20 protein-coding genes are annotated in these 22434 nt (G+C 54.9%); 13 read left to right on the plus strand and 7 right to left on the minus strand.

All coding sequences use genetic code 11. The features are described 5' to 3' along the window. Window position 1 precedes the first annotated feature (1 nt). Complete coding sequence (locus E0L21_RS20525) at window positions 2–1417, plus strand: aminotransferase-like domain-containing protein (protein ID WP_131412746.1); 1416 nt, start codon at window positions 2–4, stop codon at window positions 1415–1417. Window positions 1418–1419: 2 nt separating this feature from the next. Here E0L21_RS20525 and E0L21_RS20530 read toward each other — a convergent pair whose 3' ends face one another. Together E0L21_RS20530 and E0L21_RS20535 are read right to left on the minus strand one after the other, a co-directional pair. Then, entirely contained in the window at window positions 1420–1878 is a 459-nt protein-coding gene (locus E0L21_RS20530) for a C40 family peptidase (RefSeq protein ID WP_235855265.1), read from the minus strand. 195 nt (window positions 1879–2073) lie between these two features. Beyond that, a complete protein-coding gene (locus E0L21_RS20535) occupies window positions 2074–2784 on the minus strand; it encodes a FliA/WhiG family RNA polymerase sigma factor (protein WP_131412750.1) in 711 nt (236 codons plus the stop codon). Between the two features lie 402 nt (window positions 2785–3186). On the opposite strand from E0L21_RS20535, the gene E0L21_RS20540 reads away from it, so the two are divergent. Beyond that, on the plus strand, window positions 3187–4068 hold the full coding sequence (locus E0L21_RS20540; protein WP_131412752.1) for a winged helix-turn-helix domain-containing protein: 882 nt from the start codon (window positions 3187–3189) through the stop codon (window positions 4066–4068). Continuing rightward, window positions 4040–4510: a hypothetical protein gene (locus E0L21_RS20545; protein WP_131412755.1), complete on the plus strand. Its 471-nt coding sequence runs from the start codon at window positions 4040–4042 to the stop codon at window positions 4508–4510. Before E0L21_RS20540 ends, E0L21_RS20545 begins: the two co-directional genes overlap by 29 nt. Here the strand turns inward: E0L21_RS20545 and E0L21_RS20550 are convergent. Continuing rightward, window positions 4464–5153 (minus strand): hypothetical protein, encoded by a 690-nt coding sequence (locus E0L21_RS20550; RefSeq protein WP_131412757.1) that lies wholly within the window; start codon window positions 5151–5153, stop codon window positions 4464–4466. The genes E0L21_RS20545 and E0L21_RS20550 overlap by 47 nt on opposite strands. A gap of 326 nt (window positions 5154–5479) precedes the next feature. Here E0L21_RS20550 and murQ point away from each other — a divergent pair, with 326 nt between their 5' ends. Together murQ and murP are read left to right on the plus strand one after the other, a co-directional pair. Next, window positions 5480–6391 carry an N-acetylmuramic acid 6-phosphate etherase gene (gene murQ, locus E0L21_RS20555; protein WP_131412831.1) on the plus strand — a complete coding sequence of 304 codons (912 nt, stop codon included), beginning with the start codon at window positions 5480–5482 and terminating at the stop codon, window positions 6389–6391. Then, window positions 6391–7830 (plus strand): PTS N-acetylmuramic acid transporter subunit IIBC, encoded by a 1440-nt coding sequence (murP, locus tag E0L21_RS20560; RefSeq protein WP_131412759.1) that lies wholly within the window; start codon window positions 6391–6393, stop codon window positions 7828–7830. The genes murQ and murP overlap by 1 nt, the downstream gene beginning before the upstream one ends. Window positions 7831–7872: 42 nt before the next feature. On the opposite strand, the gene foxA is transcribed toward murP, so the two are convergent. The 3 genes from foxA to E0L21_RS20575 all read right to left on the minus strand — a co-directional run bounded on the left by foxA (window position 7873) and on the right by E0L21_RS20575 (window position 12097). Next, window positions 7873–9966 (minus strand): ferrioxamine B receptor FoxA, encoded by a 2094-nt coding sequence (gene foxA / locus E0L21_RS20565; protein WP_131412761.1) that lies wholly within the window; start codon window positions 9964–9966, stop codon window positions 7873–7875. Window positions 9967–10109: 143 nt separating this feature from the next. Next, window positions 10110–11060: an AraC family transcriptional regulator gene (locus tag E0L21_RS20570; RefSeq protein WP_131412763.1), complete on the minus strand. Its 951-nt coding sequence runs from the start codon at window positions 11058–11060 to the stop codon at window positions 10110–10112. A 116-nt stretch (window positions 11061–11176) separates the two neighbouring features. Then, on the minus strand, window positions 11177–12097 hold the full coding sequence (locus tag E0L21_RS20575; RefSeq protein WP_131412765.1) for a LysR family transcriptional regulator: 921 nt from the start codon (window positions 12095–12097) through the stop codon (window positions 11177–11179). Window positions 12098–12184: 87 nt separating this feature from the next. On the opposite strand from E0L21_RS20575, the gene E0L21_RS20580 reads away from it, so the two are divergent. From E0L21_RS20580 to E0L21_RS20615, 8 genes are all read left to right on the plus strand, one after another. After that, the gene (locus tag E0L21_RS20580) at window positions 12185–12970 is read left to right on the plus strand and encodes an NAD(P)H-dependent oxidoreductase (RefSeq protein WP_131412767.1); all 786 of its coding nucleotides are present in this window, start codon (window positions 12185–12187) and stop codon (window positions 12968–12970) included. A gap of 264 nt (window positions 12971–13234) precedes the next feature. After that, entirely contained in the window at window positions 13235–13813 is a 579-nt protein-coding gene (locus E0L21_RS20585; RefSeq protein WP_131412769.1) for a TetR/AcrR family transcriptional regulator, read from the plus strand. Between the two features lie 115 nt (window positions 13814–13928). After that, entirely contained in the window at window positions 13929–15050 is a 1122-nt protein-coding gene (locus tag E0L21_RS20590; protein ID WP_165501938.1) for an efflux RND transporter periplasmic adaptor subunit, read from the plus strand. Further along, complete coding sequence (locus tag E0L21_RS20595; protein ID WP_131412771.1) at window positions 15050–18157, plus strand: efflux RND transporter permease subunit; 3108 nt, start codon at window positions 15050–15052, stop codon at window positions 18155–18157. Before E0L21_RS20590 ends, E0L21_RS20595 begins: the two co-directional genes overlap by 1 nt. A gap of 2 nt (window positions 18158–18159) precedes the next feature. Continuing rightward, complete coding sequence (locus tag E0L21_RS20600) at window positions 18160–19524, plus strand: efflux transporter outer membrane subunit (protein WP_131412773.1); 1365 nt, start codon at window positions 18160–18162, stop codon at window positions 19522–19524. A 41-nt stretch (window positions 19525–19565) separates the two neighbouring features. Next, window positions 19566–20726, plus strand: coding sequence for a multidrug effflux MFS transporter (locus E0L21_RS20605; RefSeq protein WP_131412775.1), 1161 nt, complete (start codon window positions 19566–19568; stop codon window positions 20724–20726). A gap of 79 nt (window positions 20727–20805) precedes the next feature. Then, a complete protein-coding gene (locus E0L21_RS20610; RefSeq protein WP_131412777.1) occupies window positions 20806–21123 on the plus strand; it encodes a type II toxin-antitoxin system HigB family toxin in 318 nt (105 codons plus the stop codon). Further along, window positions 21120–21536: a helix-turn-helix domain-containing protein gene (locus E0L21_RS20615; protein ID WP_131412779.1), complete on the plus strand. Its 417-nt coding sequence runs from the start codon at window positions 21120–21122 to the stop codon at window positions 21534–21536. Before E0L21_RS20610 ends, E0L21_RS20615 begins: the two co-directional genes overlap by 4 nt. Here the strand turns inward: E0L21_RS20615 and E0L21_RS20620 are convergent. Further along, window positions 21533–22426 (minus strand): MurR/RpiR family transcriptional regulator, encoded by an 894-nt coding sequence (locus tag E0L21_RS20620; RefSeq protein WP_131412781.1) that lies wholly within the window; start codon window positions 22424–22426, stop codon window positions 21533–21535. The two genes, E0L21_RS20615 and E0L21_RS20620, sit on opposite strands and share 4 nt — an antisense overlap. Window positions 22427–22434 lie beyond the last annotated feature (8 nt).

Raw genomic sequence — 22434 nt, forward strand, 5'->3', positions numbered from 1 at the left:
CATGACACGCTACCAACATCTGGCCACGTTGCTGGCAGAACGTATTGAACAGGGACTGTATCGCCACGGCGAGAAACTGCCGTCGGTGCGCAGCCTGAGCCAGGAGCACGGAGTAAGTATCAGCACCGTGCAACAGGCTTACCAGGTGTTGGAAAACCTGCAACTGATAACGCCCCAGCCGCGTTCCGGTTACTTTGTCGCGCCACGCAAGGCAAAGCCGCCCGTGCCGGCGATGTCGCGCCCGGTACAGCGACCGGTGGAGGTCACGCAGTGGGATGAAGTGCTGACGCTGCTGGATGCGCGTACCGATAAAGCAATTGCTGCGTTTGGTGGCGGTGCGCCAGATATCACCCAGCCCACGCTTAAACCGCTGTGGCGCGAGATGAGCCGCATCGCCCAACACCAGGTGATGGATGCGTTAAGCTACGACACGCTGCCAGGCCGCCGTGAACTGCGCGAGCAAATTGCCCGGCTGATGCTGGATGGCGGCGCATCGGTCAGCGCCGATGATATTGTCATCGCCAGCGGTTGCCATCCGGCGCTGGCGCTCGCCTTGCTGGCGGTGTGCCAGCCGGGGGATATTGTCGCTGTTGAATCCCCTTCGTATTACGGCACGATGCAGTTGCTGCGTGGTTTAGATATTAAAGCCATTGAGATCCCGACCGATCCCGAAACCGGCATCAGCGTGGAAGCCCTGGAACTGGCGCTGGAACAGTGGCCGATCAAAGGGGTAATTCTGGTGCCGAACTGCAATAACCCGCTCGGGTTTATCATGCCGGATGCGCGGAAAAAGGCCGTGCTGGCACTGGCGCAGCGCCACGACATCGTGATTTTTGAAGACGATATTTACGGCGAGCTGGCCGCAGAATACCCGCGTCCGAGTACCATAAAATCTTATGATATTGATGGCCGCGTGCTGCTGTGCAGCTCTATCACCAAAACCGTGGCACCGGGTCTGCGCGTCGGCTGGATTGCGCCGGGACGTTATCTGGATCGGGTATTACATAAAAAATACGCTGCCATCGGCACCAATGTGCCGGGTACACAACTGGCAGTCGCGGCGTTTATTCGCGACGGGCACTATCATCGGCATGTGCGACGTATGCGCCAGGTTTATCAGCAGCAACTGGAAACTTACACCAGCTGGGTGCGCCAGTATTTTCCCTGTGGCATTTGCGTGACGCGCCCGCAAGGCGGTTATTTACTGTGGGTCGAGTTGCCGGAAACTGTCGATATGGTCTGTGTTTCCCGCGCACTGTGCCGCCTGAAAATCCAGATTGCGCCCGGATCGTTATTTTCAGCGTCTGGCAAGTACCGTAACTGCCTGCGGCTGAATTGCGCCCTGCCGCTGACCGACGCTAATCGCGAAGTTATTAAGCAGTTGGGCGAGGCAATTCATAACGCGCTGGAAGCATGAATTCAGAGCACGCGTTTGCCTGTCAGAATACGACGCGCGCCGAGGTAGTGATCCTGCCAGTAGTCATCAAGAAAATGACTGATACGGATATTCAACCCGGTGCGCGGCGCTTCAATAAAGCGGTTATTCCCCAGGTAGACGCCGACATGATCGACCTGACCGCGTAATTTGCTGCGAAAGAACAACAAATCCCCCTGGCGTAAGTTCGCGGTTCTTACCCGCATCAAACGTTTGTCATGAAACATGCCTTTGGTGGTGCGGGGTAATTTATTATTCAGCACTTTGTTGTAGGCATAAAACACCAGCCCACTACAGTCGAAACCGCGCGTCGGCGAGACACCACCAAAGACATAAGGTTTACCCAACTGTTTTTTAAGGTGATGCACAACTTTGTCAACTTTTGACTTAGGCGTTGCCGCGAGTGTCTCTTCACGGGTGATCTTGCGCTGTTCGGCAAGCATCGTTGGCGCCTGTGTACGGCTAACCGGTTTAGACTGCACACAACCGGTCAGGAACACAGAAAGCAAAATAAGAAAAAAAAGCCCCAAAAACCCGCGGAGCACACTCTGCTTGGGGGCAACGATGGATGATACAGTTAAATATTTCACAACATTAATATTAATAAAAATAAAGGGTTAGAAATTTAAATACTTTTTTCATTCCTTGGCGGAAGAAGAAATGTACTCATTCGTCAAAAACGCCCGTAACTTTTGCACCATCACTTTATTAAGCTGACAAACACGGGCTTCTGTCAGTCCGAGAATTGAGGCAATCTCTTTCAGGCTTAATTCATGGCGGTAATACAGCTCCAGAATCCTCTGTTCACGCGGCGTCAGGTTGGCTATTGCACTTTTTAATGCGCGGCTGTTCAGCACGTCATCCTCAAGCGGGCGGCTTTCCAGCGCGTGGGCGTGGACATCGTTATCCAGGCTCTCCAGCTCACTGGCGGAGTCAAGCAATAAATAGTGCTGGTACTCCTCGGGTGTAATAGAAAGTCGTGCGCTTAATTCATTAAAATTCGGCATATAACCGAGTTCGCGCACCAGCTCACGAATAGCATCGTTGAGTTTGTGCATTTTTTGGCGGCACCGGCGTGGACGCCAGTCCTGCTGGCGTAGCTCGTCAAGTATTGCCCCTCGAATGCGCTGAGCAGCGTAACCAGCAAATTTCGCATCCGGCTGTCCATAACGGCGCAATGAAAAGAGCAATCCGGTCAGCGCGACCTGACACATATCGTCTTTATCCATTACACTGCTGGTCTGCCAGGTGAATTGTTTCATCACTTTATGCACCAGCGGCAAGTAATCGCGGATATAGCGCGCTTCATCAATAAACGTTATCGTTTCAGTGGAAATTACACTCATCATTATTAAACAGCGCACACCAGATTTATTAAATAAAAACAGCCGTATGCTGCCTTTGCATTTTCTGCGTTGCCATTTCTCATTAGTTCAATAGATAAAAGGATTAATTAAATAGACAACAATAAATTAACATCAAACAACTACAACAGTTGGTACGGCACGGTTGCCCGCCTTATCTGGTGCAAAAAGATACACCACATCCCCTATTCTTAATCCCCCGAAAAGCGGCAATTAATGAATTTGCATATAATTCACCTATCGCACAGTAGTATTATTAATATCTCATATGGAATGATTACAGAGGCTAGAAGATTTGCTCACGCGCCTTCATGTTAATTAATTCTCAATTACTTTTAACAACCTTAATAATCGCTTGTTCCAGGATGGAGCTACTCGAAATTCGTCATGAAAAAAAATTGTTGTGCTATTAACAATTGGTTAATTGATTTGCCTTCCGGCTCAATTATTCATTTAGTCACCGAAGAACATAAGCGGCTGGGCGCGTATCAGCTCAAATTGCTGGATCTGCTGCAACAGAACCCGGGTAAGGTTTTTACGCGCGAAGAGTTGACCAGCCAGGTCTGGGAGGGGCGGGTCATCGGCAATAATAGCCTGCCAAATGCAATTCACGCGCTGCGCGCAGCACTGGAAGATGACGGCAAACAGCAACGCATTATTCGTACCGTGCCTAAGCGGGGCTACGTGCTGGATGCAGAATATTGCCAGCAGGTTGAAAGCCCACAGGAAGATATTTCGTTAGACAATGAGAAATCCCTCACAGAGGCGAACGCAACCCATACGCTGCCCTCTTCTGATGTGACTCATAAAACACCTGAACAATCAACGCGCTATCGCCGTGGAATCATCGTCTCGCTATTACTGGTTGTCGCGCTTTTTATCGCCTTTATCGTTTATTTCACAGCCGGTCGCAGTCAGCTCATAAAACCTGAAGAACTGGCGAAAAATGAGTACAGCAATATTCGTCTGTATACGCTCGTTGAGACGGGTGAGCGTCTGCAAGATCAAGCCACCGTCTACAATCGGCTCAAGGACACCTATTACCTTTTAAATGAGCAGATAAAAAAGGAATCTATCAACCTGAGCATCTATTCGCGCAGTGATAACCAAACGCTGAACTTCACCCTGCGCTTACACAGCACCTGTGGGCAGAATATTCTGGCGATGCAGATCTATCACTGGCGGGCAAATTTGGCTTCACTTAATGAATTGATACTTAATGAAACACGGAGAAAACTCGATGAAATGGCACCTTGCAAAACCGCGTAAGTCCGAGGTGCTACTGATGCTCGCAGTACTGATTGTCGCTGCCTGCGGCTATTTTTGGCATCGTTCGCAATCCGCATTAAAACCGGGTAGTAACATGACGCAGCAATTTGGTTTTTACGATTTGCCCCAGCAGCAAAAAGAGCTTTATGACGTCCAGTTCTCCACGGTTGGAGAGACGATTATTAGCCATGTCAGCAGTCCGAATAACCCTCAGTTCAGGTTAAAAGGGAGTTTCGTGCAGAAAAACCAGGCGGGCGAGAAACGCATTTTTACCTACACACCTGTTCATTTTGTACCCTCGCCGGACACCCCATTGCTTGCCAGCAACATCGATTTATTGATGCATTCACAAGTGCGTATGCAACAACTTTGGCCAGATGGCGTGCCGATGGTCACTATGCAAAACGGTATGATCTTTCTCTACCCGCTGGACGATAAGTAGGGAACGGCGTTGGGTTGTTATCACGCCAACTGACCATGCCCGGATTCACCGCCAACCAGCAATGTTTCCCCATTAACAATGGCCAAATATCATTGAGGCTGGCGGCATGTTCTATCGCACGATGGTAAGCATTTAATAACACTGGGTAATAGCTGCCGTTAACGGCATATGCCGCAGCGCTATCCGCGTGATGCACACGCGCAACACCGGGTATCGCCAGCAGCGGCGAGAAATGCTGGTAATGCCCGCCCAGCAGCAAGGCATGCCAGTCCAGCCGATTAAGGCTGGCAAAGATACGATTAACCTGCGCAAACAGCCTTTCATCCTGCACCAGCTGAAACCCGGCATTAAACAGCAGGATATTGCGCCACCCTTGCCGTTGCGCTTCGCTCAATACCATGCACTGTGTCTGTAATTCAGCCAGCCTGCCATCACCCCCCGTCGCTCTGGCAACAGGCCAGAGTTGTTCAGCACTTACACCTGCCTGGCTTAGCACAGCACATTGCGCACCGAGCAATGCTTTCTCCTGCACATCAAAGAGCACCGCTACCTTTGCAAAGCTGCGCCACTGTAAAGTGCAACGCAACGACAGCTGCGGGCTCTGCCAGAGAGGGAAAGTAGCGACGGAATTCAACTTATGCATTGCATCATCCTTGCAGATAACAAGCGTCATAATGGTATGGGTGACTGACCACAGAGTGATAAAGCCGGTGGGTCTTTTAACGCAGACAAGATGAAAAGTCCCATCAATCAATGACATTAAATAATTAAGTCTTAGAAAACATGCCCGTAAGTAAAATCTGTCTGGAATATTTCCGCATGAACGGCGTCACATTTCTGGCGTAATAAGCAGATAAGAATAAATTATTCTTATTAAACATTTCATGAGTAATATATTATTCCTTACTGGGTGCCTGAGCCATTGTGCAGCAGGCAAAGAACAGTGAAACCGAGTTGAGCGAAACGTTGATGAACATTGATCTCTCCAGACTGACTACCGAAGGCCGCAATACCGCCAGCGCTGACATTGACATGCTTGATACCGAAGCGATGTTGAGAGTTATCAACCGTGAAGATCAAAAAGTGGCGTTGGCGGTGGAAAAAACGATCCCGGCTATCACGCTGGCGGTGGACGCCATTGTCGCGGCTTTCCAGAAAGGTGGGCGCTTGATTTACTGCGGCGCAGGCACATCCGGGCGGCTTGGGATCCTTGATGCCAGCGAGTGCCCGCCAACCTATGGTACGCCGCGCGAGCAGGTGGTTGGCTTGATAGCTGGCGGCCATCGTGCCATTTTGCAGGCGGTAGAAAATGCCGAAGACAGCCTGACGCTCGGTGTCGACGATCTTAAGGCACTCAATTTTAATGCGAACGACATCCTGGTCGGTATCGCAGCCAGCGGCCGCACCCCGTATGTCATTGCGGCAATGCAATATGCCCAAAAACTCGGTGCGACCACCGTCGCACTGACCTGTAACGCGGGCAGCGAAATGGCGCAAATCCCCGATATCGCCATCGTGCCGGTAGTAGGTGCGGAAGTTGTCACCGGCTCGTCGCGGATGAAAGCCGGAACGGCGCAGAAACTGGTGCTGAACATGCTGACCACCGGCGCGATGATCCGCAGCGGCAAAGTGTACGGCAACTTAATGGTCGATGTGGAAGCCACCAACCAGAAGCTGGTGCAGCGGCAAATTAACATTGTGATGGAAGCGACCGATTGCGACAGCGCCACCGCAACCCAGGCACTACAGGCTTGTGATGGGCATTGTAAAACCGCCATCGTCATGGTGTTAGGTGGGCTGAGCGCTGAACAGGCAGCACGCCTGTTAGCCGATAACGGTGGGTTTATTCGCCAGGCACTGGCTAACGCGGGAGTCAAATAATGGCCAAAATCAGCGAGCGGTTTATTGCCGCGATCCTGCAACTGGTGGGCGGCAAAGAGAATATTAACACCTGCGGCAACTGCATGACCCGGCTGCGCCTGACGTTAAACAACGATGCGCTGGTGGATAACGCCGGACTCAAAGCGCTGCCCGGTGTTCTCGGCGTGGTAAACAGCGACGATCAGTTGCAAATCATCGTTGGCCCCGGCAAAGCGCAAACGGCGGCAGAAATGATGAGCGCGATGACAGGCGGCGTCAGCGCGTCTGTGGAAACGGCGTCGCTGAAAAGTATCGCCAGCGATACCAAACAGCAGATGAAAGCGAAACAGACCAGCGGGGTGCACCAGTTTCTGGCGAAATTCTCTACTATTTTTACGCCACTGATCCCCGGTTTTATCGCCGCCGGGATGCTGCTCGGCTTCGCCACCCTGATTGAGCAAAGTCTGCTCGTCAATGCCGCCGAAAAAAATGCCACGCTGGTGCATGTTGTTGGGTATATGAAAGTTTTCGGCAAAGGGCTGTTCACTTTCCTGCCGATTTTGATTGGCTACAACGCGCAGAAAGCCTTCGGCGGTAGCGGCGTCAATGGCGCAATCATCGCCGCGCTCTTTGTGCTCGGTTACGATCCGAAAGCGACAGTGGGCTATTTTTCCGGCATCGATAACTTTTTCGGTATGGGCATCGATCCGCGCGGCAACATTATTGGCGTGCTGATCGCAGCGATCGTGGGCGCGTGGATCGAGCGGCAGATCCGTAAATTTATGCCGGATAACCTCGACATGATCCTCACCTCGTTGCTGACGCTACTGATTACCGGCGCGCTCACCTTCACAGTGATTATGCCGATCGGCGTTGAGCTGTTTAAGGGAATGTCATGGTTGTTCCTGCATCTTAACGGCAACCCGTTCGGCTGTGCCGTGCTGGCCGGGCTGTTCCTGATTGCCGTGGTGTTTGGCGTGCATCAGGGTTTTATTCCGGTCTATTTCGCGCTGATGGATGCGCAGGGTTTTAATTCGCTGTTCCCGATTCTGGCGATGGCGGGCGGCGGCCAGGTGGGTGCGGCACTGGCGCTTTACTTCCGCTCGGCGCAAGAGTCGGTTCTGCGTAATCAGATTCGCGGCGCGATCATTCCTGGCCTGCTCGGTGTCGGTGAACCGTTGATATACGCTGTCACCCTGCCGCGTGTAAAACCGTTTGTCACGGCCTGTATCGGCGGCGCCTGCGGCGGTTTCTTTATTGGCACTTTCGCCTGGTTCGGTTTGCCGGTTGGGTTAAATACCGTGTTCGGCCCTTCTGGCCTGGTGGCGCTGCCGTTGATGACCTCCGGGCAGGGGATCTACACGGGAATGGCGGTCTACGCAGCAGGCGTGGTTGTCGCCTATGTGTGCGGTTTTCTCGCCACCTGGTTCTTTGGTCACAAAAACGTGGATTTGAGTTAATACCCGCGTTCACCCGGCGCAAAGCCGGGTGAACATTGTGCATCAGAAGCGGTACGAGAGGCTGCCGACGATGCTACGTTCCGCACCGAAGTAGCAATAAGAGAGTGAATTACACGCCGCGACATAGCGTTTGTCAGTCAGATTATTGACGTTAACCTGCGCACTCACCCCTTTCAGACCCACATTACTCAGGTCATAACCCACCGCCAGATCGACCAGTGTGTAAGATGGCAGCGTGTGCGTGTTCTGGCGATCGGAGGTGATGCCATTGACATAGCGCACGCCGGAACCGACGGTCAGCCCGTTCAGCATCCCCTCTTTTACGTCATAGCTGAGCCACGCGCTGGCCTGGTTACGCGGCGCGTACACCGCGCGGTTGCCTTGCTCCTGCGCACTGCTCTTCTTGTAGCGAATATCGTTGTAGGTATAGGCCGCCTGCAAACGCAGGTTGTCCGTCAGTTGCCCCACGGCTTCCAGCTCCACACCTTCGGATTCGATCTCGCCAATGGAACGGTAGGGATCGGTCGGCTCCACTTTGGTGGCGATGTTCTCCTGGTTGATGCGATACACCGACGCGCTATACATCGTTTGCGAGCCTTCCGGCTGGAATTTCAGCCCCGCTTCCCACTGTTTGCCTTTCATCGGTTGCAGGATCTTGCCGTACTCGTCGGTAAAGCTGGTCGGTGTAAACGCGGTCGAGTAGCTGACATACGGCGCAAAACCGCTATCAAACAGATACATCAGCGCCGCGCGGCTGCTGAAGTGGTTCTTATCCAGCGTATCGCTGGTGTCGTTGATCTTGTTGACGTTAGTGATCTTCACCTGATCGTGACGGCCGCCCAGCGTCAGACGCCATCTGTCCAGTGACATCTGATCCTGCGCGTAGATCCCGGTCTGCTCAAGTTTATGTTTTTCACGGCTGTAAACAGCAATAGACAGCGGATCGGCACCATAAACCGGGTGGAAAGCGTCGATTGCCGGGAAGCTGCCGTAAGAGGCGGTGACGTTATTGCTGCGCCGCTGATAGTCCACACCGAACAACAAGCGATGGTTAATAACGCCGGTATCAATGCTGCCATCAATCTGGTTATCCAGCGTCACCGCTGAGAGCGATTCATCCGAGCCGGAATAACCCCGATTTAGATCGGTATCGTTCAGCCAACCCGCGGCATACACCTGGTTAAGATCGACTTTGGTGCGCAGGTAGCGCAGTTTCTGACGCACCGACCAACCGCTATCAAACGCGTGCTCAAAATTGTAGCCGACCATATTTTCCCGGCGATCGTATTTGTCGTAATCGTCTTCGCCTTCAAAAAATGTGTTTGAGATTTTCTTGCCCGCGTGCGGCACCACGGTGCCTTCATACGGCAGACCGGAGTGGCTGCCGCCTTCCGGATCGCGATGCAGATAGGCCATCAGCTCCAGGCGCGTGTGATCGGTAATACGCCAGGTCAGGCTCGGCGCGATGGCATAACGCTGCTCTTTCAGATGGTCAAACTGCGAATCCGCATAGCGCGTCATACCGGTTAAACGCACCGCCACGCGGTCGTTATCATCCACCGGGCCGGTGACATCAAACGCCGCGCCGCGCTGGTTGTTGTTTCCGGCGAACAGCTTCACTTCACCGCCGGGATCAAACGACGGTTTGCGCGAATTCAGCGCCACAATGCCGCCTGGCGATGAACGTCCATACAGCACCGATGCCGGGCCGCGCACCACTTCCACGCTATCCAGGAACCACGGATCGATGACCAACGAACTGTGAGAGTTGGTGTCGCCCATCATTTTCAGGCCGTCGAGATAGACGTTATCCAGGCTGCCGTCGGAGAAACCGCGCAGCACGATGTAGTCAAAACGGTTGGATGCGCCGATCTGGTTGCTGTAAACGCCCGGCGTGTAACTCACCGCCTGGCGTACGCTGATTGCGCCCTGCTCTTCATACTGCTGGCGGGTGACAATCGATACCGCCTGCGGTGTTTCAATATCCGGCGTCTCCAGCTTGGTCGCGCCGCTTTGCATTTGTGAAGTCACTACCACGGTATCGTTGCGGGCATTTGTTTCTTGTGCCAGCGCCGTTACGCTCATCCCGCCGGTTATGCAGCCAATCATCAGTGCCAGTCGCGTTTTTGCGAACATGAAAATCTCCAGAAGCCATTATTATTGTAAATAAGAATTATTACCCTTTTGAATTCACCAATAGCTATGCGCAGTGATGATTCACGTATGCAAGATGATAAAACCGCGCACACATCGGCAACGCGGGTCTACAGAGGGGAAAATCAGGAAGCGCGGATTTCGCTGGGTGCCATACCATAGCGGCGGCGAAATGCGGTGGAAAAGTTGGTGGCATGCTGATAACCGGACATCCACGCGGCCTGCTGCACGCTGTAGCCTTCCGCCAGATAGCGACGCGCCAGCTCAAGACGGCAGTCGCGCAGGTAATCAAACACAGATTGGCCATACGCCTGGCGGAACTTCACGCGCAGGCTGCTGGCGCTCATTGCCGCCAACTGCGCCAGTGCTGCCAGGGTGTACTCTTTTTCGGGGTGCTGTTCCAGCAAACGGCGCACGTTTTCCAGCCGCTGCTGTGCGCCACATGGGATTGTGCGGCGTCTCTCCTGCCCTTGCATGCGCTGCGACAGCGCATTGCCCAGCAGTTGCAGCATCACCCCTTCCAGCATCAGTTGGCGGGAGAGCGCAGGCAGCGAGGTTTGCTGCGTTTGCTGTAAACCAGACAGTAAAAAGCCCGGCACCTGCCATAAAAAGGTCGGTGCGCCGTGCGCTTCCCACTGTTGCAAAAGTGCGGTGAGGAGCGGCGATTGCCAGCAGCTTGCCGGATCAACGCCAAGTGATAAGGTGCGCAGATGGCAATCCGCCAGATGGCTGGCGTTCATCACCTGGTGTTCGCTCAGGCGCGAGGTAAACGCCATGCCGGAGCGCACAACAAACTCTTCGCCGTTCAGGCGCAGCATCACGCTGCCTTCCAATACCACCAGCATATAGAGCGGGCAACTGTGCAGCGAGGTGGTTTCATAAGGTTGCAAAACGCGAATATCAGAACGGGTAAGGTTAATCCCGGAGGAGAGCGTCATCTCTTCGACGTCGCCCTGAATCACAATGCGTTGCGCTTGACTGGAAAGACCGGTTGCCAGCGAGGGGAAGCGGTAATCAATCCCATAACGCTCGCCAAAACCGATAAAGTCTTCAATTGAAAAGTGTCTTTTTTGCATAGACGGCAGCCATCGCTATCTGTCGAACCCTCACCCATGAGCGGGCGAAACGGCCTACACCTTATCATTCGCCCTGATGCGCTTCAATAATGTTGAGAATTATTCTCACATACGCATTAACGAGGGTGAATACTGTCGGCGTTTCCCAACGCAGCGAGAACCTGCTGGCGCAGCCATTTATGTCCGGGATCGCGGTGCAACCGCTCATGCCAGAGCATCAGCATATCGAAGCCCGGCAGATCAAGAGGCGGATCAACGATCTGCAACGCGCCAGTGGTAGCAACAAGCCGTTCCGGCAGCACAGCGACCAAATCCGTGCGCGCCAATACATCCAGCATAAACAGGAAGTGCGGCACCGAAAGCACCACGTTGCGCTTCAACCCGCGAGCCGCCAGCGCTTCATCCGTTGCCGCCTGAAAACCGCCACCCTCCGGCGAGACAATCACATGCTCCAGTTGACAGAACTGTTTGAGTGATGGTCGGCGTTTAAGCGCCGGATGGTCTAAACGACCGGCAAGTACGTAGCGTTCAGTAAACAACAACCGCTGATGCAGTGACGCCGGTGCGCCGTCACGTAAATGGAAGAACAGATCGATATCGCCCTGCTCGGCCTGGCGCTTAATTTGACCGGGATTAAGTTCAAACACCGCGAGGCGGCTGGCGGGTGAGTCACGGCGCAAAGTATGCAGCAGCGGCAGCAGTACCGCCGATTCGGTATAGTCAGTCGCCGCAATGCGCCAGGTAACACTGGCACGGGCAGGATCAAATGCATTGACCGGCGACACTGCGCGCTCCAGCGCTTCCAGTGCCTGGCGTAACGGTTCGCGCAGTTCATCAGCCCGCATTGTCGGCTGCATACCGCGCGGGCCGGGCAACAGCAATGGATCGTCAAAGATCTCCCGCAACCGCGCCAGTTGTACACTCACCGAAGGCTGGGACAGGTTCAGCCGCTGCGCTGCGCGCGTCACATTGTGCTCGCGGAGCAATACATCGAGCGTCAGGAGCAAATTCAGATCCAGGCGGTTGAGATTAATCATGACTATACCTGTGATATCAGCAATTAATTTCTACTATATCTGCGCTTCGCCTACCCTGCAGCTTCAATCTTATTGCCGGGAGTTGTTATGAATGTATTGATCGTTTATGCCCATCCGCAGCCGCATTCGCTGAATGGCGCGCTGAAAGCGTTCGCCGTGCAGCACCTCGAACAAGCAGGCCATCATGTCGAGGTTTCCGACCTGTACGCCATGAAATGGAAAGCACAGCTCGACGTGGACGACAGCCTTGATGCGCCCGTTGGCGATGTTTTCAACCCGTCGGCAGATTCGAAACATGCATTCGAGCAGGGCAGACAATCTGCGGATATTACTGCCGAACAAGCCAAACTGCGCTGGGCCGACGCGGTGATTTTCCAGTTTCCTCTGTGGTGGTTTTCCATGCCCGCCATCATGAAAGGCTGGATCGACCGCGTTTACGCCTGTGGCTTTGCCTACGGTGTGGGCGAACACAGCGACACGCACTGGGGCGATCGCTACGGCGAAGGCAGCCTGACCGGGAAACGCGCTATGTTGCTGGTCACCGCTGGCGGTTGGGAATCGCACTACAGCCCGCGCGGTATCAACGGACCTATCGACGATATTCTTTTCCCGATCCAGCACGGCATGCTGTTTTACCCGGGTTTTGAGGTGCTGCCGCCACTGGTGATTTACCGCACCAGCCGCGTTGATGAGGCGCGATTTGCTACACACTGTGAAACGCTGGCACAGCGGCTGGATACGTTATGGCAGACGCCACCGCTGCCGTTTCGCCAGCAAAACGGCGGGGATTACACTATCCCGGCACTGACGCTGCGCCCTGACATTGCACCGGGCGAAAGTGGGCTGGCTATTCATCAGCAGAGAAAAGAATAAACGCAAAAAAATAACCGGTGCCAATAAGCGGCACCGGTTTTATATATTTGCAACCTATCACAATGTCTTCAAATTAATATCAAATCTCTCCGCTATTATTTCTCGCTGCAATTCTCCACTCTTTTTCATTATTTCTTCATAATGTCAATTTTTGTAAATTGCAATAATTTACGCAGGAAATGCTTACGCGAAAAACATAACTTCGTTTAATCTATCCGCGGTTGAGAACGATCATTCTCAAAATCAATCAGCCGAGGGTTACCGATGCCGCCGAAAACCGCGCAGGAACAACGCCATCAGCAGCGTAAAGATGAGATTATCGCCGCCGCCCGTCGGCGTTTTCGCGTGAGCGGCTTTCACGCCGCCAGCATGTCGCAAATCGCCCTGGAAGCCCACTTGAGCGTCGGGCAGATCTACCGCTACTTCAGCAGTAAAGACGCCATTATTGAGGAGATTGTTCGCCGTATCATCGACTACCGCATCGCAGAAATGGAAAACAAAGCTGAAACCACGCACCTGCCGGAAGTGCTGGCCTGGCGGCAAACGCTTAGCCCGGATGACGACGCGTTAATGCTGGAGATATCCGCCGAAGCGACGCGCAACCCGCAGGTTCAGGCGATGATGGTCGAAGCCGACGCCCGCATGTTTAACAATGCCTGCAATCATATGCAAAGCCGACATCCACATTTAAGCGCCGAGCATGTGCGCTGCTGCGTGGAACTGCTGGCAGGCCTGATGGAAGGTGCGACATTGCGCCGTTTAACACCGCAAAAATGCGATCCGGCGCAGTTAAAACAGCTGTACCAGGAAATTATCACGATGATATTTCTGCCAAATAAATAACCCTACAAATATTAATCCGCGCTTATTTCTAACCCTTAGGAAATAAGCGCTAACTCGCCTGCTTATTATCCTGTTTTAAAAACGGGCAGGCTTCGCTCATGCCAGGAAAATAGTCATGAAGTTAATAAAAACAACGTTAATGGCCGCATTCGCGCTGGTTGGATGCGATAACGCCACGCCACCTGCACAACACCCAACCCAGCAAGTTGGCGTCGTCACCCTGAAAAGCCAGCCACTCGCCGTGACCAGCATGTTAACCGGGCGCACCGCCGCGTCACTTTCCGCGGAGGTGCGACCGCAAGTTGGCGGCATCATTCAAAAACGCTTGTTTACGGAAGGCGATACGGTAAAGGCCGGGCAGGCGCTTTACCAGATCGATCCTTCCAGCTACCGCGCCGCGTTTGATGAAGCCGACGCCGCGCTGAAACAGGCGCAAGCGCTGGTGACGTCCGATTGCCAGAAAGCCACCCGTTACGCGCAACTGGTGAAAGAAGACGGTGTCTCGCGCCAGGACGCAGAGGATGCACAATCCACCTGCGCGCAGGACAAAGCCAGTGTTAGCGCGAAGAAAGCGGCGCTGGAAAGCGCGCGCATCAACCTGAACTGGACCACTGTCACCTCACCGATCAGTGGACGCATTGGCATCTCATCCGTCACGCCTGGCGCGCTGGTCACGGCGGAACAGACCACCGCGCTGGCAACCGTGCGCGGGCTCGACACCATGTATGTCGATCTCACCCGTTCAAGTGTGGATCTGCTGCGTCTGCGCCAACAAGCACTGGCCAGCGACAGCAATACGCTCGCCGTCACGCTGACGCTGGAAGATGGCAGCACCTACAGCGAAAAAGGCCGACTGGCGCTCACCGAAGTAGCGGTTGATGAGTCCACCGGCTCCGTCACGCTGCGCGCGGTGTTCCCGAACCCGCATCAGCAACTGTTGCCGGGGATGTTTGTGCGCGCCCGTGTGGAAGAAGGGGTGATGGCAAACGCGATCCTCGCGCCACAGCAAGGCATCACACGCGATGCGAAAGGCAATGCCACTGCGCTGGTGGTCAATGCGCAGGATCAGGTTGAGCAGCGCAATATCGAAACCGGCGACACCTATGGCGATAAATGGTTAGTCCTGAAAGGTCTGGAAAACGGCGACAAACTGATCATCGAAGGTACCGACAAAGTCGCCGCAGGATCCGCCGTGAAAGCCGTTGAAATCTCGCAAGACAACGGAGGAAAAGCCTGATGTTCTCCAGCTTCTTTGTGCGCCGCCCGGTTTTTGCCTGGGTAATCGCGATCCTCATCATGATGGCCGGTATTCTGGCGATCCGCACCTTGCCGGTGGCGCAGTACCCGGATGTTGCGCCGCCCGCGATAAAAATCAGCGCTACCTATACCGGCGCATCGGCGCAGACGCTGGAAAACAGCGTTACCCAGGTGATTGAGCAGCAACTTACCGGGCTGGATAACCTGCTCTATTTCACCTCCACCAGCAGCTCCGATGGCCAGGTGGATATTACCGTCACCTTTGAGCAAGGCACCGACCCGGATACCGCGCAGGTGCAGGTGCAAAACAAAGTGCAGCAGGCGGAGTCCCGCTTACCGACAGAAGTCACCCAATCCGGCGTGACGGTAGTGAAATCCCAGAGTAACTTCCTGCTGATCATGGGGCTGTATGATAAAACAGACCGCGCCACCAGTTCCGACATCGCCGACTGGCTGGTCAGTAACATGCAAGATCCGCTGGCGCGTGTGAACGGTGTCGGGAGTTTGCAGGTATTCGGCGCGGAATACGCAATGCGTATCTGGATGGATCCTGACAAACTCGCCTCGTACTCGCTGATGCCGTCCGATGTACAGACCGCGATTGAAGCGCAAAACGTGCAGGTTTCTGCCGGTAAAATCGGTGCGCTGCCCTCTTCCGGCCAGCAGCAACTCACCGCAACGGTGCGTGCCCAGTCGCGCCTGCAAACCGTGGCGCAGTTCCAGGACATTATCATCAAAAGCGAGAGCAACGGTGCTGTCGTACGGGTGAAAGATGTCGCACGCGTTGAAATGGGCAGTGAAGATTATGTCGCGTCGGCAAAGCTGAACGGCCACCCGGCGGCAGGTCTGGCGGTGATGTTGGCACCCGGCGCGAACGCGCTGGAGACCGCAACACGGGTGAAAGATAAAATCGCCGAGTACCGCCACAGCATGCCGCAGGGTTACGATGTGGCATACCCGAAAGACAGCACCGAATTTATTAAGATCTCGATTGAAGACGTGGTGCAAACGCTGATTGAAGCCATCATTCTGGTGGTCTGCGTGATGTACCTGTTTTTGCAAAATCTCCGCGCGACGCTGATCCCGGCGCTGGCGGTGCCGGTGGTGTTGCTGGGGACATTTGGCGTGCTGTCGCTGTTTGGCTACTCGATAAACACGCTGACGCTGTTTGCCATGGTGCTGGCAATCGGCCTGCTGGTGGATGACGCCATTGTGGTGGTGGAGAACGTCGAGCGCATCATGCGCGACGAAGGCCTGCCCGCCCGCGAAGCGACCATCAAATCGATGGGCGAAATCTCCGGCGCGCTGATCGCTATCGCACTGGTGCTCTCCGCCGTCTTCCTGCCGATGGCCTTTTTCGGCGGCTCCACAGGGGTGATTTACCGCCAGTTCTCCGTCACCATTATCTCGGCAATGGCGTTGTCGGTAGTGGTAGCACTGACTTTAACCCCGGCGCTCTGCGGCTCGATAATGCAACACAGCACGCCGCATAAAAAAGGCTTCTTCGGCGCGTTTAACCGCTTTTACACCAACACCGAGCACAAGTATCAGCATGGCGTGTTACGCGTGCTGCGCCGCAATGTCACCGTTATCGGGACTTACGCCGTGCTTTGCGCAGCCATGGCGTTTGTGATGTGGCGACTGCCTGGCAGTTTCCTGCCGACAGAAGACCAGGGCGAAATCATGGTGCAGTTCACCCTGCCTGCCGGGGCGACTGCCACGCGTACCGACGCGGTTGCTAACAAAGTAACGGACTGGTTCCTCAACACGGAAAAAGCCAACACCGAGGCTATCTTCACCGTGACCGGTTTTAGCTTTAGCGGCAGCGGGCAGAACGCCGGGATGGCTTTCGTGTCGCTGAAAAACTGGTCACAACGTAAAGGCGAGGAAAATACCGCTCAGGCGATTGCACAACGCGCCAGCCGCGAGTTAAGCAGCATCCGCGACGCCAACATCTTCGCCATGACGCCGCCTTCGGTGGACGGCCTCGGCCAAAGCAACGGCTTCACTTTCGAATTGCTTGCCAGCGGCAGCACCGACCGCGACCAGTTGCTGAAACTGCGTAACCAGCTGTTGTCGAACGCCAGGCAGAGCAGCGAACTCACCGCTGTGCGCGCCAACGCGCTGCCGGAAACGCCGCAATTGCAGGTTGATATCGACAGCAACAAAGCGGTGGCGCTGGGGCTTTCGCTGAGCGATGTCAGCAACACGCTCTCCAGCGCCTGGGGCGGTACCTACGTCAATGACTTTATCGATCGCGGACGCGTGAAAAAGGTCTATATCCAGGGCGAAAGCGATTCCCGCTCGTCGCCTTCTGACCTGAATAAATGGTTTGTGCGCGGCAGCAATAACGACATGACACCGTTCTCTGCCTTCGCCTCTACCCATTGGGAATACGGCCCGGAAACGCTGGTGCGTTATAACGGTTCTGCGGCTTACGAGATCCAGGGCGAGAATGCCAGCGGCTTCAGCTCCGGCGTGGCGATGACCAGGATGGAAAACCTCGCGAACACCTTACCTGCCGGGACAACCTGGGCGTGGAGCGGCTTGTCATTGCAGGAGAAACTCGCCAGCGGCCAGGCCATGAGTCTGTACGCCATTTCAATCATGGTGGTGTTCCTGTGCCTTGCGGCGCTGTATGAAAGCTGGTCTGTGCCAATTTCGGTGATCCTGGTTATCCCGCTCGGTTTGCTGGGCGCGGCGCTGGCGGCATGGATGCGCGGGTTGAGTAACGACGTTTACTTCCAGGTCGCGCTGCTGACCACCATTGGCCTGTCGTCGAAAAACGCCATTCTGATTGTCGAGTTCGCCGAAGCGGCGGTACACCAGGGCAGCTCTTTGCCGCGTGCTGCATTGCGTGCAGCCCGGACTCGCTTGCGCCCGATCATGATGACGTCACTGGCATTTATCGCCGGGGTCACTCCGTTGGCCGTCGCCACTGGCGCAGGTGCGAACAGCCGCGTCGCTATCGGCACCGGGATCATCGGCGGGACGCTCACCGCGACGCTACTGGCCATCTTCTTTGTTCCCCTGTTCTTTGTGCTGGTGAAAAAACTGTTCACCGGTAAACGCGCACGTCAGGAGTAATCATGTTGCGTATAAGTGTTCTTTTTCTCGCCCTGCTGAGCGCCGGTTGTGTCTCTCTCGACCCGACTTACGAGCGCCCGCAGGCACCCATTCCCGCGTCGTTACCGGGAGCGCAGGGCCAGGCCAAAGCCGTGGCTGCTGACTGGCAGCAGATTGTTAACGACAACCGCCTGAAACAGGTGGTGAGCAATGCGCTGACCCATAACCGCGATGTGCAAAAAGCGATTGCCGACATCGATGCCGCACGTGCGTTGTATGCCGAAGACCGCTCCGCGCTGTTCCCGACGCTGAATGCTGAGCTCAGCAACACCCGCAGTCGCACCGTCGCCAGCGGCTTAACCAGCAGCGCTGAAGCCGATGGCGCGGTCTCCAGCTTCGAGCTGGATCTGTTTGGCCGTAACCAAAGCCTGACTCGCGCAGAGCGTGAAACCTGGCTTGCCAGCGAATACACCGCGCAGAATACGCGTTTGAGCATGGTGGCGGAAATTACCACCGCCTGGGTGACGCTGGCTGCGGATAACAGCAACCTTGAACTTGCGAAGCAGACAATGGAGAGCGCGCAAAACTCGCTAAACATTGTCAAACGCAAACAGCAGATCGGCGTGGCGGCGGCCGGTGATACCGCCGATGCCATGGCGGTGTTCCAGCAGGCGCGCGCCAGCGTCGCCAGCTATCAAACACAGGTGGCGCAGGATAAAAACGCGCTCAATTTACTGGCGGGCGACACGGTGCCTGAGTCGCTGCTACCGGGTACGCTGGAGAGTCTGGCCGACAACAGTATTACGCTAACGCCAGCGGGCGTTTCCTCTACCGTGCTGCTGCGCCGCCCGGATATTCAGGAAGCGGAACATAACCTGAAAAGCGCGAACGCCAATATCGGCGCGGCGCGGGCGAACTTCTTCCCGACCATTTCGCTGACCGCCAGTGCCGGGGTGGGCAGCGACTCGCTCTCCTCTTTGTTTAGCCACGGCTTGCAAGTGTGGTCTTTCGCGCCGTCCATTTCGCTGCCGCTGTTTGCCGGGGGGAAAAATGTCGCGCAGTTGCGCTACGCCGAAGCACAGAAAAAAGGGCTGATCGCGACCTACGAAAAAACCATTCAGAGCGCGTTTAAAGATGTTGCCGATGCGCTGGCGCGGCGCGAAACACTCAACGAGCAACTCGACGCGCAGCGTGAATATGTCGCCGCCGAGCAGAAAGCGCTGGATATCGCCCAGCGCCAGTACAGCGCCGGAACCGGTGATTATTTGTCGGTGTTAACCGCGCAGCGTGCACTGTGGACGGCGAAAACATCGCTGATTTCGCTACAACAAACCGATCTGCAAAACCGCATAACGCTCTGGCAATCGCTGGGCGGCGGCGTTCGCTAATACTTTTGCGCCGGGCTGCCCGGCGCGTTTTCGGAGCTGTTATGTCACGGATCTCTCCCGCTTTTGCCATTGTGCTGGGTATGCTCACGGCCATGGGGCCGATTTGTACCGATCTTTACCTGCCCGCGCTGCCGGACATCAGCCAACAGTTGGGCACATCAACCCCGTTGATTCAGCTTTCACTCACTGCCTCGCTTATCGGCTTAGGGTTGGGGCAGCTTTTTTTCGGGCCGCTCAGCGACCGGATGGGGCGCAAACACCCACTGCTGTTGTCGCTGCTGCTGTTTATCGTTTCCTCAGTGCTGTGCGCCACCACGCAGGATATCTACTGGCTGATTTTCTGGCGTTTTATCCAGGGGATTGCTGGCGCGGGCGGCTCGGTGCTATCCCGTGCCATCGCGCGCGACAAATACCACGGCACGCTGCTCACGCAATTTTTCGCCCTGCTGATGACCATTAACGGCATTGCGCCCATCGTCTCACCGGTGCTCGGCGGGTATATCACCTCAACCCTGCACTGGCGGGCACTGTTCTGGACAATGGCGGCAATCGGTGTGGTACTGCTGCTTTCTGCCATGCTGGTGTTGAAAGAGACATTGCAGGAGAAAAATAGCGGCGGCTCGCTGCTGAAAACCTCCATTACCGTGCTGAAGAACAAGCCGTTTTCCATGTACTGTTTTATCCAGGCGTTTATGCTGGCAGGGCTGTTTTCTTATATCGGATCGTCCTCGTTCGTGCTGCAAAACGAATATGGGTTTACGGCGATGCAATTTAGCCTGCTGTTTGGTTTCAACGGTATTGGCTTGATTGTTTCTGCGCTGATTTTTGCCCGCCTGGCGCGGCGCATCGACGAGCAGAAACTGCTCAACATTGGGTTAGTGCTGGCGGTGATGAGTGCGCTGCTCACCGCCTTTTTTGCGTTAAGCGGCATGATGACGCTGGCGCTGGTGGGGCTGTTTTTCACCGTCGCGCTGAACAGCGGGATTTTGACCCTCGCCGGATCGGCAGCCATGAACAGCGTAGAAGCGCGCGACTCCGGTACGGCCTCGGCGCTGCTGGGCATGCTGATGTTTGTCTTCGGCGGCATCGCCACACCGCTGTCGGGCATCGGCGGTGAAGCGATGTGGAAAATGAGCCTCGCGATTGTGATGGCTTACAGCGCCGCGCTGGTGATTCATTTGTATGGGCGGCGTCATCGCTAGAAGTGCATAAAATCGTTGACTAAATGGCAACCAATACCGTATTGTTGACTTATTGGCAACGGACGCACAAGGTAAAGGAATGCACTTAATATCATTGAAGGCGATTCAGGAAGCAGTCTTACGCTTCCCTCAACACAAAGTTGCGCTACTCACTCTGGCGAAAACCATCGAAAAAGCGTACTGCCCAACGCCAGAGGATCTCAAGAAGTTGTATCCCACACTGGATAACTTCAAATATCTGAGTAAGCATTACATTATTGATATTGCGAATAATAATTTAAGGGTTGTGGCACTGATCTTTTTCGAAAGCCAAAAGTTTTATGTGCGCCATATCTTCACACATAAGGAATACGACCGTTTTACCGAACAGCATCGTACTAAGGGGAAGAAAAAATGATCGTCGCTGATGCATTAAAAGCCACCCATGCGCTCATCGCTGCGGTCCCGCTGCTGGGAGAACATCCGACGGAGAAAGACTATCAGGATGCGCTGGAACTGGTAGAACAGCTGTTAATGGACAATCCCGATAGCCCGCTGGTAGATATCGTTTGTGCGAAAATTAGTGCTTACGAAAATAACCAACCGGAAATTATCGCCTTGCGTGAAGAGATGGCGGCGATGCCGACAGGACTTGCGGTGCTCAGAACACTGATGGATCAGCACCAACTGACGACGTCTGATTTTCAGGAGGAAATTGGCAGCAAATCGATGGTATCCAGAGTCCTCAACGGCGAGCGCCAGCTTAACCTCAACCATATTAAGAAGTTAGCCAAACGTTTTGGCGTATCACCGCTGATGTTTATCTCTTAACCCTTCTTCCCGCCCGGTTTTAACCCACGGTGAAACTCATTAATGCGTTTCACCGTTTTAATTGCCCGCTGCGAGGTCGCTGACGCGACCGACAAGATAATCATCTCCAGACACAGCAGCACGGTGCCGTGCAGCGGGATCTTACCCTTCTCGCCGCCGCGCGGGACATGGATAACTACATCCGCTTGCTGGCTAAAACGCGAATCGACAGCGTTGGTCAACAAAATCACCGGGATGCCCAATCGCCGCGTCTCTTTCAGCGTGGTCAGCCCTTCCCGGTGCGCCGATTTCTGCGCCATCATGATCAGCACATCGCCGCGTTGCAAATTGATAAGCTGTTCAGACAGCGCAATCCCGGTACGGTTGAGGGGGGAGGCGGGTAACCCGATGCGGCTGAACAACCGCGCGGCATACTCTGCCAGAATCCCCGATGCGCCAATGCCGAAAATCGCCACCTGCCGCGCCTCAATCAGCAGCGCGACCGCCTGGGCAATCGCGTAGCGGTTATCCGGCGCGGAGAGGATTTCGCAGGTGTGCTGGTGCCCTTCGAGCACGAAATCAATGCCCGAATTGACGTCGCAAGAGAGCGCATTCACCGTGGTGCTCATCTTTTCCGCCGAGGAGACAGACGGGCCGAACCAGTGCTCCAGCGTCTGCTTCAAATCACGAAGCCCGGCGAAACCCAGCGCCTGAATCGCGCGCACCACCGTGGCGTCGGAGGTTTGCGTCGCCCTGGCTATCTCAATCGCCGTATGCTCCAGCACCACTTCACGGTTTTCATTGATATAGCGCGCCACAACCTGCAATCGCGGCGACAACGTATGCGCCCGCGCCCGAAAGCGCTCTCCATACACATCCACGCGATTTTTCGCTTTTTTTGGGTTCAGCATCGTGCGCC

Origin of the sequence: Kosakonia quasisacchari (assembly GCF_004331415.1) — a bacterium.
GTDB lineage: Bacteria > Pseudomonadota > Gammaproteobacteria > Enterobacterales > Enterobacteriaceae > Kosakonia > Kosakonia quasisacchari.